The following is a 14,670-nucleotide window of genomic DNA, read 5'->3' on the forward strand; positions in this document are numbered from 1 at the left end:
GGGGTGTCCGCGGCATGGATGCCGCGGCCAAGCCCCCATGGACGGGTTTACGGCGTCCCCTGCCATCGGACCCACCCCGCCTACCCACAGGAAGCCAGCTTTTGCTCTGGCTCTGGCCTTGGCTTCAAGGCCTCTGCAGGTGCAGGGCGCAGCCCTGCCGAACCACCCAAAACCCTTACTGGAGCAGCGAGCGCAGCATCCACGCGTATTTCTCGTGGGTCTGCAGGCGCTGGGTCATCAGATCCTCGGTCGGGGCGTCGTCAGCGTCGTCGGCCACATCCAGCACTTCACGTGCCGTACGGCATACCGCTTCGTTGGCGACCACCAACTGGCGTACCATTTCACGCCAGTCCGCACTGTCGGTCAGGCCCGGCTCCTCGACGATCGAGGTCAGCGCAGCAAATTCCCGGTAGGAGCCCGGGGCATTGAAGCCCAGTGCGCGGATGCGCTCGGCCACATCGTCCAGTGCCGCCCACTGCTCGGTGTACTGCGTCTCGAACATGGTGTGCAGCGAGTTGAACATCGACCCGGTGACATTCCAGTGGAAGTTGTGGGTCTTCAGATAGAGCGTGAACGCATCGGCCTGGAACCGCGCCAATCCGTCGGCGATCTTCTTGCGGTCGCCCTGGGTGATCCCGATATCGATGTTGGGGGCCGACGGCGCGGAAGCCGCAAGCTTCTGCTTGCCGGTCTTGGGCTTGGTCGTGCTCTTGGTCTTCGCCATGGGGTTCCTCCTTATGGAATCGTTGGCCTTCACAATAAATCAGTCTTGATGACTGGTCGCATTCAAAGTTTTAAACGAACCGATTGATGAACGCTATCGACAAAATGCCGCAGTCCCGCCAGCGCCAACAGCGTGCCGCCATCGACGGCGCCATGAGCCGCGACCGTGGACGATTGCTGGGAATGCTCTCGCGTTGCCAAGCCAAGCCACAGGATGCGGCGTTGGCCGCCAGTTTCGAGCAGGCCTTGCAGGTTTCGGTGCAGCGCCGCCACGCGCGGGCGCAACAACAGCCGGCCATTACTCTGGACCCACAGCTGCCGATTGCGCGTGAAGCCGAGACCATCACCCAGTTGATCCGCGACCACCAGGTGGTGGTGATCGCCGGTGAAACCGGCTCGGGCAAGACCACCCAGCTACCGAAGCTGTGCCTGGCCGCCGGCCGTGGCCAGGCCGGCATGATCGGCTGCACGCAGCCGCGCCGGATCGCCGCACGTGCGGTGGCCAGTCGTGTCGCGCAGGAACTGCAGAGTGAACTGGGCCAGCTGGTGGGCTACCAGGTGCGCTTCAACGACAAGGTCGGCGAAGACACCCGCATCAAGTTCATGACCGACGGCATCCTGCTGGCCGAAATCGCCAGTGATCGCTGGCTGTCGAACTACGACACGATCATCGTCGACGAAGCGCACGAACGCAGCCTCAACATCGACTTCCTGCTTGGCTATCTCAAGCAGCTGCTGCGCAAGCGCCCGGACCTGAAGCTGATCGTCACTTCGGCGACCATCGACACCGAGCGCTTCGCCCAGCATTTCGACAATGCGCCGGTGATCAGCGTCGAAGGCCGTACCTATCCGGTGGAGGTGCGCTATCGCGCGCTGGAAGGCGAGGGCGAAGACCAGGGCGAACGCACGGTCAACGATGCGATCGTTGCGGCCATCGACGAAATCACCCGCCTGGATTCCCGTGGCGACGTGCTGATCTTCCTGCCGGGCGAGCGTGAGATCCGCGATGCACACCAGTCACTGGAGCGGCGCAAGTACCGCAGTACCGAAGTGCTGCCGCTGTACGCGCGGCTGTCCAACCAGGACCAGGACCGGGTGTTCAACCCCGGCCCGAACCGGCGCATCGTGCTGGCCACCAATGTGGCCGAGACCTCGTTGACGGTGCCGCGCATCCGTTATGTGGTCGACCCCGGTTTCGCCCGCGTCAAGCGTTACAGCCCGCGCAACAAGCTGGACCGGCTGCACATCGAGCCGATCTCGCAGGCCAGTGCCAACCAGCGCAAGGGCCGCTGTGGCCGCGTGGCCGAGGGCATCTGCTATCGCCTGTATGCCGAGGCCGATTTCCAGGCGCGGGCGGAGTTCACCGATCCGGAAATCCGTCGTTCCAGCCTGGCCGGGGTGATCCTGCGCATGCTGCAGCTTGGCCTGGGCCGCATCGAGGATTTCCCGTTCCTTGAGGCGCCGGATGAGCGGGCCGTCGCTGACGGTTGGCAGCATCTGACCGAGCTGGGGGCGATCGACAGCGAACGCCACCTGACCGCGATCGGCAAGCAGATGGCGCGCCTGCCGGTGGACGTGAAACTGGCGCGCATGCTGGTGGCGGCGCAGGCGGCAGGCTGCCTGCGACCGATGCTGGTGATCGCCTCGTTCCTGGGCATCCAGGATCCGCGCGAGCGGCCGCCCGAGGCGCGTGGCGCCGCCGACAACGCACACGCGCAGTTCGCCGATGGCCGCTCCGAGTTCGTCGGTGTGCTGCGTCTGTGGGACGCCTATCGCCAGTCCCATGAGGATCTGACCCAGTCCAAGCTGCGCGACTGGTGCGGCCGCCACTTCCTCGGCTTCCTGCGCATGCGTGAATGGCGCGAGCTGCATCGACAGCTGCGCCTGCTGTGCGAGGAACTGGGCTGGAAGGAAGAGGCCAACGAGGCATCGATGGCCCCGCTGCTGGCCCGCAGCAGTGCGCCGGCTCCGGCGCGCGATGATGCTGCTGCGGTGAAGGCGACCCGTGGCCAGCTGCACCGTGCTGCGCGCCTGGCCCGCGAGGGCAAGGCCGAAACGGCGCCCGCGCCGGTCGCTGCCCGTGCGCAGAAGGACCAGGCGCCCGACGGCGGTGGTTACAGCGAACGCGTTCGCGCCACGGCTTACCAGACCCTGCATCGGGCCCTGGTGGCGGGCCTGCCCACGCAGATCGGCCATCGCAGCGAGAAGGGTGATTTCCAGGCGCCGCGCCAACGCCGTTTCCTGCCATTCCCCGGTTCGACGCTGTCCAAGCGGCCGCCACCGTGGCTGCTGGCCGCCAACCTGCTGGATACGCAGAAGGTGTGGGGCATGACCCTGGCGGCGATCGAGCCGGACTGGGTGATCGCCGAACTGCCGCACCTGCTGCTGCGCAAGCACTTCGACCCGCATTGGTCGCGTGCGCAGGGCCAGGTGCTGGCCTCCGAGCAGATCAGCCTGTTCGGGCTGGTGCTGGCGCCGAAGAAGCCGGTGCATTACGGCCGCATCAACGCCGGCGAGGCGCATGACATCTTCGTGCGCCAGGCACTGGTGACCGGTGAGATCAACACCCGTGCCAGCTTCGTGGCCGACAACCAGAAGGTGCTGGAGCAGGCACGCGAGGAAGAAGCCAAGCTGCGCCGTGCCGGCATCGTTGCCGACGAGGACTGGCAGGCRCGCTGGTACCTGGACCGGGTGCCGCCGCAGATCCAYTCCGCGTCMGGGCTGGATGCGTGGTGGAAGGCGYTGCCGCCGGAACARCGCAAGGGCCTGCACTGGTCGTTGATGGATCTGCTGCCGGGCGAAGGCAGCGAGCAGGAGCGCTACCCGAAGTACCTGGCGTTGGGCCAGGCGCGGTTGCCGCTGCACTACCGCTTCGAACCGGGAGCCGACGATGACGGCGTGACCCTGGACGTGCCGCTGCACCTGCTCAATGCATTGGATGCGGTGCAGTTGGGATGGCTGGCGCCGGGTTTCGTTGCCGACAAGGCGGCGGCCTTGATCCGCAGCCTGCCCAAGGCAATGCGGCGCAACTACGTGCCGGCACCGGATTTCGCGCGCGCGTTCTACGAGGCCTTCCCGCAGCCCAGCGCGGACGCGATCACCGGCGAGCTGGCGCGCTTCCTGTCCCGCGCAACCGGGGCAACCGTGGCCGCTACCGATTTCGATCCCGGTTCAATCGAACCGCACCTGCACATGAACCTGCGCCTGCGCGATGAGCAGGGCAAGGTGCTGGCAACCTCGCGCGACCTCGATGTGCTGCGTGCGAAGTTCGGTGGCCGTGCCGGCGATGCGTTCGCCGCACGTGCCGGGCGCGAGATGGCGGCCGATGGCCTGCGCACGTTCCCGGCCTCGCCGATTCCGCTGCAGGTACCGGGCGAGGCCGGCGTGCCGGCCTATCCCGCGCTGAAGGATGAGGGTGACAGCGTTGCACTGCGCATCTTTGCTGATCGCCAACAGGCCGAGGAAGCACACCCGCTGGGCGTGCGTCGACTGCTGGAGATCGGCCTGGGCGAGAAGATCAAACAGGCACGCAAGCAGTTGCCGGTAGCAGCGAAAACCGGCCTGTTGTACGCCTCGATCGAAACCCAGGAACGCCTGCGTGGCGATCTGGTCGATGCGGCGCTGAATGCCGTGCTGGCCGACGGCCTGGGCGATATCCGCGATGCGGCGGCGTTCGAACAGCGTCGCGAGCACGCCGCAAAAACGCTGTTCGGCGAGGCCATGCAGCGGTTGAAGCTGGCCGAGACGATCCTTGCCCTGGTGGCCGAATTGAAGCCGATGCTGGAAGCACCGTTGATGGGCTGGGCGCGCGGCAATCTGGATGACATGGAAGCGCAGCTGGTTGGGCTGATCCATCCCGGCTTCCTGCGCGACACGCCGGCCGACGCCCTGGCGCAGTACCCGCGCTACCTGAAAGCGATGATCCTGCGCACCGAACGCGCCAAGCGCGATCCCCCGCGTGACCAGGCGCGCATGCTGGAACTGCACCCGTTCCTGGAGGCATTGCAGGTGGGCGAGCAGCAGGGCCTGCGCGAGCGGCCGCAGTGGCAGGCCTTGCGCTGGGATCTGGAGGAGCTGAGGGTATCGTTGTTCGCGCAGGAGCTGGGCGCACGCACCGGCGTTTCGGCGAAGAAGCTGGCGCAGCGGGTGACCGCACTGCGCCAGGCCTCGTAATCCCTGGGCTGGCCCCGCCGGGCACTGGCTGGCGGGGTCAAACGGAATGGCATCCACGCATGGCGTGGATCTACTGCGGGACGTGGCGCAGCAGGTTGCCGCCAAACGTTGGCTTGGCTCTACAGCAAAACCAGGCCGTTACTTGGTGCGGCGCACCTTGGGCTGGGTGTTCACGCCTTCGACCTTCAGGTACCACACGCCCATCACTCCGGGGCTGATGCTGACCTTCGGCGACTGCTTGCGTACGCCGGAAATCGAGGTGGCATCGGTCTGTTCCCACTGCTGGCCATTGTCCAGCACGTAGATCCGGCCCTTGCCGAAACCGCGGAACTCGCCCTGCAGCACGCCGCTGATCGGCTCGTTGCTGCCGAAGTCGAAGAAGCCGCGGTTCTTCACGATCACTTCCTGGCGGCCTTCCTCGCGCGCTTCTTCGCGCACCGCAGCGACGGCCTCGGTGGTGGCGGCTTCAACCTTGCCCTGCAGCCAGCGGTTCAGCGTGGCCAGCTCGGCGGCATTGAGCTTGTCCAGGCCAGCGGCCTTGAATTCGGCCGGTGACATCTGCTGCTGCAGGTCACCCTGCACCACGCGCTGGGCCAGCGCAGGCGTCGACAGGGACAGCAGCACGGCGGCACAGGCCAGCAGGCGAGGGCGGAAAGGCAGGGTGATCGAAGGCATGGCGGAACTCTCCCGTGGATGTCGGCGAGTGTAGCGGCATGTCCACATTCCCGGCGATGCTGGCCGCGGCGATTGTTCCTGAACGGCTGCGGCGCTAGTGTAGGGGCTTCTGTCTTGCCTGCTCGATGCTGTGAACCGCGCTTCCGTCCCCGGCCTGGATGCCTTGTTGAACCGCCCCTCGGCAGCCGTGCTGCCGGCTCCGCTGCGCCAGGCCCTGCGCGGGTATTGGGAAGCGCCCGACTGCGACCCGCAGATGCGTGCCAGCTGGTCGGTGCTGGGCGATACCCTGGACGCGCTCGCGATGCTCTCGGCAGACGAGGGCGCCGTGGTGGCGGCCCTGCTGTTCGATCTGCCGGGCCTGCGCGTCCACCTTGATGCATTGCCGCTGGGCAGCCACAAAGCGGCGGTGATCGGCCTGCTCGATGGACAGGACGCGGCCGATCCCGTCTGGGCACTGCATGCCGGTCGCGAGGCCGGCCGCAACAGCGAAGGCCTGCGCCGGTTGCTGCTGGCGATCATCCGCGACCTGCGGGTGGTACCGATCCTGCTGGCCCGGCAGCTGGCGCGCATGCGCGCGGCCGACAAGCTCGAAGAGGAGCAGCGCCGCGCGCTGGCCCAGTTGACCCGCGACATCCATGCGCCGCTGGCCAACCGGCTCGGCATCTGGCAGTTGAAGTGGGAGCTGGAAGACCTGGCCTTCCGYCACCTGGAGCCGGAAACCTACCGGCGCATCGCGCGYGAGGTSGAYGAAACCCGCATCGCCCGCGAGCGCTACGTCGAGAATGTGAAGAAGGTGCTGTCGCGCGAACTGGGCGTGCAGGGCATCCGCGCCGAGGTCAGCGGCCGCCCCAAGCACATCTACAGCATCTGGCGGAAGATRCAGAAGAAGCGCCTGGCCTTCGACCAGCTGTATGACATCCGAGCGGTACGGGTGATGGTCGACGACGTCGCCGCCTGCTACGCCGCGCTCGGCGTGGTGCATGCGCTGTGGGCACCGGTGCCGAGCGAGTTCGACGATTACATCGCCCGGCCCAAGGCCAACGATTACCGCTCGCTGCACACGGCGGTGGTTGGCCCGGAAGGGCGCACCATCGAAGTGCAGATCCGCACCCACGACATGCACGCGCAGGCCGAGCTGGGCGTGGCCGCGCACTGGAAGTACAAGGAAGGCGGCAAGGGCGCGGAGAAGTCGTTCGATCGCAAGATCACCTGGATGCGGCAGCTGCTGGAGCAGGCGCAGGACGGGCAGGGCAATGAACTGGCCGGGGCGCTTGATGCCGAGCTGACCGAAGACCGTGTCTACGCGCTGACCCCGAAGGACGAGGTGCTGGACCTGCCGCAGGGCGCAACACCGCTGGATTTTGCCTACCAGGTGCACACCATGGTCGGACACCGCTGCCGTGGGGCCAAGGTCAACGGCCGCATCGTGCCGTTGACCTACCGCCTGCGCAGCGGGGATCGCGTCGAGATCCTCACCGGCAAGGAGGCCGACCCGCGCCGCGACTGGCTGATGCCGGCCAACGGCTTCCTGGCCAGCAACCGCTCGCGCGAGAAGGTGCGCAGCTGGTTCCACAAGCTGGACCGTGCGCGCAACGTGCAGGCGGGGCGCGAGCTGCTGGAGCGCGAACTGAAGCGGCTGGGCCTGCAGCATTCGGACCTGTCCGCGGCGGCGAAGAAGTTCCACGCCGACAGCGTCGACGACCTGTACATCCAGGTTGCCCTGGGCGATACCGGCCCCAACCAGGTCAGCCGTTCGCTGCTGGAGGCCGAGCGTGCGGCCAGCCAGCCGGCGCCGACGTCGGCCTTGCCGCGGCCGACCGCGCGCCGCGAGAACCTGGGCAAGTCCAAGTTCACCGTACAGGGCGTGGGCAACCTGCTGGTGCAGCTGGCGCGTTGCTGCCAGCCGGTGGCGGGTGAACCGATCGTCGGCTACCTGACCCGTAGCCGTGGTGTCACGGTACATCGTGCAGACTGCGTGGCATTGGCACGGCTGGCTGCGACCAGCCCGCAGCGGATCCTGCCGGTGGAATGGGGCCAGGCCGGCGGTGGCTATGAAGTGGACGTGGTGGTCGACGCGGTCGACCGCCGCTGGCTGCTGAAGGACATCACCAACCTGATCGCACAGGAAGACGCCTACGTGCTGGACATCCACAGCGACAACGTCCGCAACAGTGGCCGCGCGCATCTGCGCCTGCGGTTGAAGGTCAGCGACTACGGCCAGTTGTCGACTCTGCTGGGCAAGCTCGATGCGTTGCCGGGCGTGAGCGAGGCGCGTCGTCTGGGCTGAGCTTCACGCTGCCCCGGCTACCCTGCACGCATGGAACGCGAGCCCCCGCATCGTTCACACGGCGCCGCACATCCGGCGCTGGATCGCGTTCGCCGTGAAAGCCGCTGGTGGTGGCTGCAGGCGCGCCACGCACGACGGGTGTGGCGTTGGGCATTGCTGGCTGCCGCAGCCGTGTTCGTGCTGCTGGTACTGGTGCGCAAACCGCTGGCGGACTGGTTCTGGGATGAGCCACAGATAGAACAGCTGCTGGCCGAGGGCGATCGCGCAGTGAGCGAAGGACGCCTGACCGCGGCCGACGGCAGCGGCGCGCGTGAACGCTACCAGGCGGTGCTGGCCCTTGATGGCGACCGCCCGCAGGCGCGACAGGGCCTGGCCCGCACCGGCGCGGCAGCGTTGCAGCAGTCGCGTGAGCGGCTGCAGGCGGGCGACCTGGACGGCTGCGCGCAGGCGCTGGCGTTGGCACGTGAGCTGCAGGTGCCGCGCGCCGAGGCAGATGCGGTGGCCCAGCAGCTGCAGGCGCGTCGTCGCGCCGGTGCTGGCATCGGTGCATTGCTTGCGCAGGCCCGCAATGCCTTTGCAGCGGGGCGGCTGGACGACGGCGACAGCAGCGCGCTGCCGTTGTTCCAGCGCGTGCTGGCACTGCAGCCGGACAACCTGCCTGCACTGGAAGGTCGCGAGGATGCATTGAGCGATCTGCTGCAGCAGGCGCGTGCACAGGCCGCACGCGGTGAACTGGCCACGGGGGCAGCGATCCTGCAGCGCGCACGCCAGTTCGATCCAGGTCATTCCGAACTTCCTGCCAGCCAGGAAGCGCTGGCCCGTGCAATCGACCAGCGCCTGCAGCAGGGGCATCGCGCGCTCAAACGGCAGCAGCTCGAGACGGCTGCGGATAGCTTCCAGGCGGTGCTGGCGGTCACCGCCGATGATCCTACGGCACTGCGTGGGCGTGAGCAGACCGTGCAGGCGTTGCTGGCGCGCAGCCAGAAGCGGGCCGACGACTTCCAGTTCGAGGCGGCCGACAAGGATGCCGCGCTGGCCGCGGGGCTGGGTGCCTCGCAGGCAGCGCAGCAGCAGCTTGCACAGCGCCTGCAGCGTGCGCGGCAGGCGCGCCAGTCGTTGCAGCAGCCGGGTATCAGCACGGCCCAGCGTGAGCGCCAGCTGCGTGATCGGTTGCGCCAGATCGACCGCGCCGAGCGTGCCGGGCAGTGGATCAGCCCTCCCGGCCACAGCGCCTTCGATGCGCTGCGCGAAGCGCAGGCACTGGCGCCGCGCGACAGCCGGGTCAAGGCAGYGGCAGCACGGCTGCTGCCCGCCAGCCGGTCCTGTTTTGATGACAACCTGCGGCAGAACCGGGTGCAGGCTGCGGGCGCCTGCCTGCAGGCCTGGCAGACCCTGGCGCCGACCGCCACAGGGTTGCCCGATGCGCGTGCCCGCCTGGCACAACGCTGGCTGGCGATCGGCAGCGAACGGCTGGGTCGCGGTGATGTGGCTTTTGCCGAACGTGCACTGGAACAGGCGAACCAGCTGGGTGCCGGTCCGGCCACCGCCGAATACCAGCAGTTGCAGGAGCGGCTGCGCGACATCGGTAGCGTGCCGCCGTGACCCGATGGATCGCGTTGACGCAGCTATAGTAATGGCCCCCTGTTGCCTTGCCCTGGATAGTAGATGACCGTTCTTGTTTCCGGCGCGACCAGCCAGATCGGTCGTTACCTGTTGCCACGGCTGGTCCAGGCCGGCATGGACGTGCAGGCGGTAAGCCGACGTCCACAGGCGGAGCAGCCAGGAGTGCAGTGGCTGGGCGGCGACCTTTACGATGCACTTGACCAGAGTGGCCCGCACGCTTGGCAGGCCATTGCCAGCTCCAGCCCGATGGAGCTCTGGGCGGAATGGCTTTCCCGGCAGACGGTGGCACCGGCGCCCCGGATCATCGTCACCAGTTCGATGAGCGTGCTCACCAAGCAGGAATCGGCGCAGGCCGATGAGCAGGATGTGGTTGCAATGCTGCAGCGCGGGGAACGGGGGCTGATTGCGCAGGCCGAGCGTCTTGGCATGGAGTGGACGATCCTGCGGCCGACGCTGATCTACGGTGCCGGCATCGATCGCAGCATCTCCCCGATCGTGGCGCGCGCGCGCCGTCTTCGAGTGTTTCCCATTCCGATGACCCATGGCATGCGTCAGCCGGTGCACGCCGACGACATCGCCCAGGCCATGGTGCAGGCCATACGAACCGGGGCCGCCGCAGGCCGGGTGTTGGAAATCGGTGGCGGTGAACGGCTGCCTTACCACGAGATGTTCCGTCGCATGCGTGCCAGCCTGGTGGAATCGACCCTGCCTGTGCGACTCCCGGATCTGTCGCTGCGCGCGCTGGCTGCGGTTCTGCCCCGCGCGCGCGGCCCGGTGTCGCGCCTGCAGCAGGACCTGATCGCCGACAACAGCGAATTGACGGCGCTGCTGGGCGTGCGGCCGCGCGCTTTCCGGCCGGATGCTGGTACCTGGCAGCCCATGACCCCCGAACTGGCATCCGCACGCGTTGCGGCCTCTCCGCCAGGGGTAGTGGCATGACGTCCGTACGTCCCAGCGTGGGAGTTGCGTTGTGTACCTACAACGGTGCGCGCTACCTGCAGGCGCAGTTGGACAGCATCCTGGCGCAGAGCGAGCCGGTGGATGAGGTGGTCATCGGCGACGATGGCTCTTCGGATCAGACCATGGCCCTGCTGCAGGTATTCAGCAGCCGGGCGGGCGCGATGGGCATACGCGTCGAGGTCGTGCAGCATGCACGCAATCTCGGCTACATCCTGAATTTTGCCGATGCGCTGCAGCGCTGTCGGTCCGACATCCTGTTCCTGTGCGACCAGGACGACGTCTGGTATGTCGATCGGGTTGCAACTTACCTGCAACGGTTCCAGGCCGATCCGGGCCTGCTGCTGCTGCACAGCGATGCGCGCCTGGTCGATGGCGATGGCGTTGCGCTGGGTGGACACCTGCTTGAAGTGCTGGGAGTGCATCCGGCCGAAGTGGCGCTGGAGCGATCCGGGCTTGTGATCGATGCGGTTCTGCTGCGCAACTTCATTACCGGGGCAACCTGTGCGCTGCGCCGGGGGCTGCTGGAGAGTGCGTTGCCGATCGCTCCGTGCTGGAGCCACGACGAGTGGCTGGCTGTAGTCGCCTCGCTGGACGGTGGGCTGGACATGATCGCGCGGCCTACCATTGATTATCGCCAGCATGGCAACAACCAGATCGGTGCCGGCCGCCGTGGACTGATGCGGCACCTGCGCCAGCTTGACCTGTTTGAACGCCAACGCCGGCAACGCACGGCCGATCGCCTGCTGGCGCTGGATGCGCTGCTGCGTCGGCGTGACGTGCTGATTGCGCCTGTTCGTTTCCACGGCCTGGCAGCGCTGGCCTGGCGCATGGCCTGGTCGCGGCTGCAGCTGTATCGGCGGGCCGATGTGTCGCTGCGCTGGATTGCCCAGGACGCGCCTCGCCTGCTGGCCCGGCTCGCCAATGTGTGCCTCGCCGGGGCAGGCTGGAGAGGCATTCACGCGGCCGCGGCCGGCGCCCGCAGGGGCTGGACGGAATCGCACACAGCTTGAACTGCAGTGAAACCCGGGGCCGGCGCCTGCCTGCCTTCGCGGCGGCTGCGTTAGACTCGCCGGACCCTATCAATCCGCATTCCCGTGCCCCGACGCTACGATTCCGACGACATCGACGATTCCGACGACGACCTGCAGGACGATGGCAGCCCGCTCTGGCGGCGCCGACTGATCACCTGGACCATGGCTGCGGTCGCGTTGGGATTGGGTTTCCTGATCCCCTATACGCTGTACCTGAACCAGCAGGTGACGCAACGCTTCGGTGAACTGCGCTGGCAGATCCCGACGCGCGTCTATGCACGCCCGCTGGTGCTGATGCCCGGCAAGGCGATGGATGCGGCAACCCTGAAAACCGAACTGGCCGCCTCGGCCTATCGCGATGATGGCCAGGGCAAGGATCCGGCAACCTATGCGGTGCAGGGCGGCCGCTTCGTCATCTCCAGCCGCGGCTACAACGATGTCGACGGCYACGTTGCTGCGCGCCGGGTCGAGCTGTCGCTGTCCGGCGGCAGCATCGCATCGTTGCGGGACGCCGACAGCCGCAAGGCGCTGAAGGCGGCCCGCATGGATCCCGCGCGCATCGCCACGCTGTATGGGCAGAAGCAGGAAGAGCGCCGCCTGATCCGCATGAACGAGGCCCCGGACCTGTTGGTCACTGGCCTGCAGGCGGTCGAGGACAAGGACTTCAACCGCCATCACGGCATCGATCTGTCCGGTATCGCGCGCGCGGTCTGGGTGACTGTCCGCTCCGGTGGGCAGAGCCGCCAGGGCGCTTCCACCCTGACCCAGCAGCTGGCCCGCAGCGGCCTGCTGGGAATCGGCAAGGAACAGACCGTCACCCGCAAGTTCAACGAAGTGCTGTATGCATTGATCATGGAAGCACGCTATGACAAGCGCACCATCTTCGAGGCGTACCTCAACCAGGTGTATCTGGGCCAGCGCGGCAGCCAGGCGATCCACGGCATGTCCTCCGGTGCCGAGTTCTGGTTCGGCCGCGATCTCTCCTCGCTGGAAACCGAGCAGATCGCGCTGCTGATCGGCCTGGTCAAGGGACCGTCCTACTACGACCCGCGGCGCAATCCCGAGCGCGCGCTGGACCGTCGCAACTTCGTGCTGGGCAAACTGCACGAGGCGACCCTGATCGACGATGCCGAGTACCAGCGCGCGTTGAAGGCGCCGCTGGGCGTGCCCAAGACCCCGGGCCTGGTGGCGGCCAACCGCTTCCCGGCCTACGTTGACCTGGTGCGTCGCCAGCTTGCCCACGACTATCCGGAATCCGCCCTGCAGGGCGCTGGCCTGAGCGTGATGAGCGGCATGTCGCCGTCCGCGCAGGCTTATGCCGAAGGTGCGGTCACGCGCACCATCAAGTCGCTGGAAAGCAAGCGTCGCCCCGAGCTGCAGGCCGGCCTGGTGATGACCGACGTGCACAACGGTGACGTGGTGGCGGTGATCGGCAGCCGTGAAGTGTCCGAGGTCGGTTTCAACCGCGCCATCGAGGCGCAGCGCCCGGTCGGTTCGCTGCTCAAGCCGTTCGTGTACCTGCTGGCACTGGCGCAGCCGGACCGCTATTCGCTGGCCAGCTGGGTCGATGATTCACCGGTGACCGTGCAGCTCAGCCGCGGCCGCAACTGGAACCCCGGCAATGCGGACAACCGCAGCCACGGCACCGTGCGCCTGATCGATGCGCTCGCCCACTCCTACAACCAGGCGACGGTACGGGTGGGCATGCAGGTCGGCCCGGAACGGGTGACGCAGCTGATCCACGTGCTGGCCGGCATCAAGGCCGAGGCGAACCCGGCGGTGATCCTCGGCTCGACCGACCAGAGCCCGTACGCGATGGCGCAGCTGTACCAGTTCCTGGCATCGGGCGGCGAGATCCAGCCGCTGCACGCGGTGCGTGGCGTCCTTGATCCGCAGGGCAAGCTGCTCAAGCGTTACGACAAGACCCCGGCACCGGCACAGGAAGGTGACTCGATTGCCGCCAACCTGATCAGCATCGGCCTGCAGCAGGTGGTGGCCAGTGGTACCGCGCAGCGTTTGAACGCCGATGGCCTGGGCCGCCTGCAGCCGGCCGGCAAGACCGGCACCACCAACGATGGCCGCGACAGCTGGTATGCCGGTTACACCGGCGATCACCTGGCGGTGATCTGGATGGGCAATGACCAGAACGAACAGGCCGGCCTGTATGGCGCCACCGGCGCGATGCGGGTGTGGTCGGGCATCTTCCAGCGCCTGCCGACGGCGCCGTTGAAGGTCAGCAACAAGGGCCTCGACTGGCAGCCGGTTGCGGCCACGGGAACCAACAGCACCGATGAAGGGTGCCCGGGTGCCCGCCGCTTCCCGTTCGTGGTGGGCTATGCGCCTGCGTATGAACCGTGCGCACCGGCGGCCTTGCCGGACGCGCAGGGCGGTGCGGAAGGCGAGGGCGGCGGCTGGCGCAGCTGGTTCGGCCTTGACCGTAAGCCCGAACCCGCCGCTGAACCTGCCGCAGCACCCGCTGCAGCGACTCCTCCTCCAAGCCGATGATGCCGATGACTATCCGTTCGCTGTTCCAGCCCCTGGTCCTGAGTGGCCTCAGCCTGGCCCTGGCGGCCTGCGTGAGCAGCGCGCCGCAGGTGGTCAAGCCGGTGGATACCACCACGCCCGCACAGCGGCTGGCAGCCGTGGAAGCCGCAGCCGGGCCGGATGACAAGGAACTGTCGGTGCAGCCACTGCGCGATTCCCAAGTTGAGGATCTGCGGCAGACGGCGCTGACCCAGCGCAAGGCCAATGATCTGGCTGGCGCGGCCGGCAGCCTGGACCAGGCGTTGCAGATCGTGGCCGGTGATCCGTCGGTATTGCAGGAACGCGCGGAACTGGCGCTGCTGCAGGGCCAGTGGGCGGAGGCGGAAACGTTCGCACGCAAGGCTGTGGACCTTGGCTCGAAGACGGGGCCGTTGTGCCGCCGGCACTGGGCGACGATCGAGCAGGCGCGCCTGGCGCGGGGCGAGAAGGAGAATGCGGTGTCCGCGCACGCGCAGATTGAAGGCTGCACGGTGCCGGGGATCAAGCGGTACTGAGTTTCCCAGCCAACGGCGCAGCCCCTCGTGGCTGGCTGCTTGGTCGCGCAAAAGCCGCGCTGGCCGGGCAGGTTGGATTCGCGGGGGACGCCGTGAACCCATCCCTGGGGGCTTGGCCGCGGCATCCATGCCGCGGACACCCCCGCGAACCCAACCTGCC

General features: G+C 67.5%; 9 protein-coding genes. 7 read left to right on the forward strand and 2 right to left on the reverse strand.

Annotation, left to right across the window (positions count from 1 at the left end; genetic code table 11):
* Positions 1-175: 175 nt before the first annotated feature.
* Positions 176-724, reverse strand: a complete 549-nt coding sequence (locus AC1DJN_RS14355) for a Dps family protein (RefSeq protein WP_025879374.1) — start codon at positions 722-724, stop codon at positions 176-178.
* A gap of 86 nt (positions 725-810) precedes the next feature.
* Here AC1DJN_RS14355 and hrpA point away from each other — a divergent pair, with 86 nt between their 5' ends.
* Positions 811-4,896: an ATP-dependent RNA helicase HrpA gene (gene hrpA, locus AC1DJN_RS14360; protein WP_442252302.1), complete on the forward strand. Its 4,086-nt coding sequence runs from the start codon at positions 811-813 to the stop codon at positions 4,894-4,896.
* A gap of 138 nt (positions 4,897-5,034) precedes the next feature.
* On the opposite strand, the gene AC1DJN_RS14365 is transcribed toward hrpA, so the two are convergent.
* Positions 5,035-5,571 carry a hypothetical protein gene (locus AC1DJN_RS14365; protein WP_025879372.1) on the reverse strand — a complete coding sequence of 179 codons (537 nt, stop codon included), beginning with the start codon at positions 5,569-5,571 and terminating at the stop codon, positions 5,035-5,037.
* 130 nt (positions 5,572-5,701) lie between these two features.
* Between AC1DJN_RS14365 and AC1DJN_RS14370 the strand changes: the two genes are divergently transcribed.
* The 6 genes from AC1DJN_RS14370 (at position 5,702) to AC1DJN_RS14395 (ending at position 14,510) form a co-directional block, all read left to right on the forward strand.
* Positions 5,702-7,858 carry a RelA/SpoT family protein gene (locus AC1DJN_RS14370; protein ID WP_478039359.1) on the forward strand — a complete coding sequence of 719 codons (2,157 nt, stop codon included), beginning with the start codon at positions 5,702-5,704 and terminating at the stop codon, positions 7,856-7,858.
* Positions 7,859-7,888: 30 nt separating this feature from the next.
* Complete coding sequence (locus AC1DJN_RS14375; RefSeq protein WP_478039360.1) at positions 7,889-9,460, forward strand: coiled-coil domain-containing protein; 1,572 nt, start codon at positions 7,889-7,891, stop codon at positions 9,458-9,460.
* 63 nt (positions 9,461-9,523) lie between these two features.
* Positions 9,524-10,420, forward strand: a complete 897-nt coding sequence (locus AC1DJN_RS14380; RefSeq protein ID WP_032974981.1) for an NAD-dependent epimerase/dehydratase family protein — start codon at positions 9,524-9,526, stop codon at positions 10,418-10,420.
* Complete coding sequence (locus AC1DJN_RS14385) at positions 10,417-11,451, forward strand: glycosyltransferase family 2 protein (RefSeq protein WP_032974980.1); 1,035 nt, start codon at positions 10,417-10,419, stop codon at positions 11,449-11,451. The genes AC1DJN_RS14380 and AC1DJN_RS14385 overlap by 4 nt, the downstream gene beginning before the upstream one ends.
* An 84-nt stretch (positions 11,452-11,535) precedes the next feature.
* A complete protein-coding gene (gene mrcB / locus AC1DJN_RS14390; protein WP_478039361.1) occupies positions 11,536-13,977 on the forward strand; it encodes a penicillin-binding protein 1B in 2,442 nt (813 codons plus the stop codon).
* Positions 13,974-14,510 carry a hypothetical protein gene (locus tag AC1DJN_RS14395; protein ID WP_080150494.1) on the forward strand — a complete coding sequence of 179 codons (537 nt, stop codon included), beginning with the start codon at positions 13,974-13,976 and terminating at the stop codon, positions 14,508-14,510. Before mrcB ends, AC1DJN_RS14395 begins: the two co-directional genes overlap by 4 nt.
* The last annotated feature ends 160 nt before the right edge of the window (positions 14,511-14,670 follow it).

The organism is Stenotrophomonas sp. 05L414_2, assembly GCF_056397905.1.

Bases quoted from the DNA above. Each gene is read 5' to 3' on its own strand.
- AC1DJN_RS14355 (WP_025879374.1), bottom strand. From the start codon at position 724: ATGGCGAAGACCAAGAGCACGACCAAGCCCAAGACCGGCAAGCAGAAG.
- AC1DJN_RS14365 (WP_025879372.1), bottom strand. From the start codon at position 5,571: ATGCCTTCGATCACCCTGCCTTTCCGCCCTCGCCTGCTGGCCTGTGCC.
- AC1DJN_RS14380 (WP_032974981.1), top strand. From the start codon at position 9,524: ATGACCGTTCTTGTTTCCGGCGCGACCAGCCAGATCGGTCGTTACCTG.
- AC1DJN_RS14385 (WP_032974980.1), top strand. From the start codon at position 10,417: ATGACGTCCGTACGTCCCAGCGTGGGAGTTGCGTTGTGTACCTACAAC.
- AC1DJN_RS14395 (WP_080150494.1), top strand. From the start codon at position 13,974: ATGATGCCGATGACTATCCGTTCGCTGTTCCAGCCCCTGGTCCTGAGT.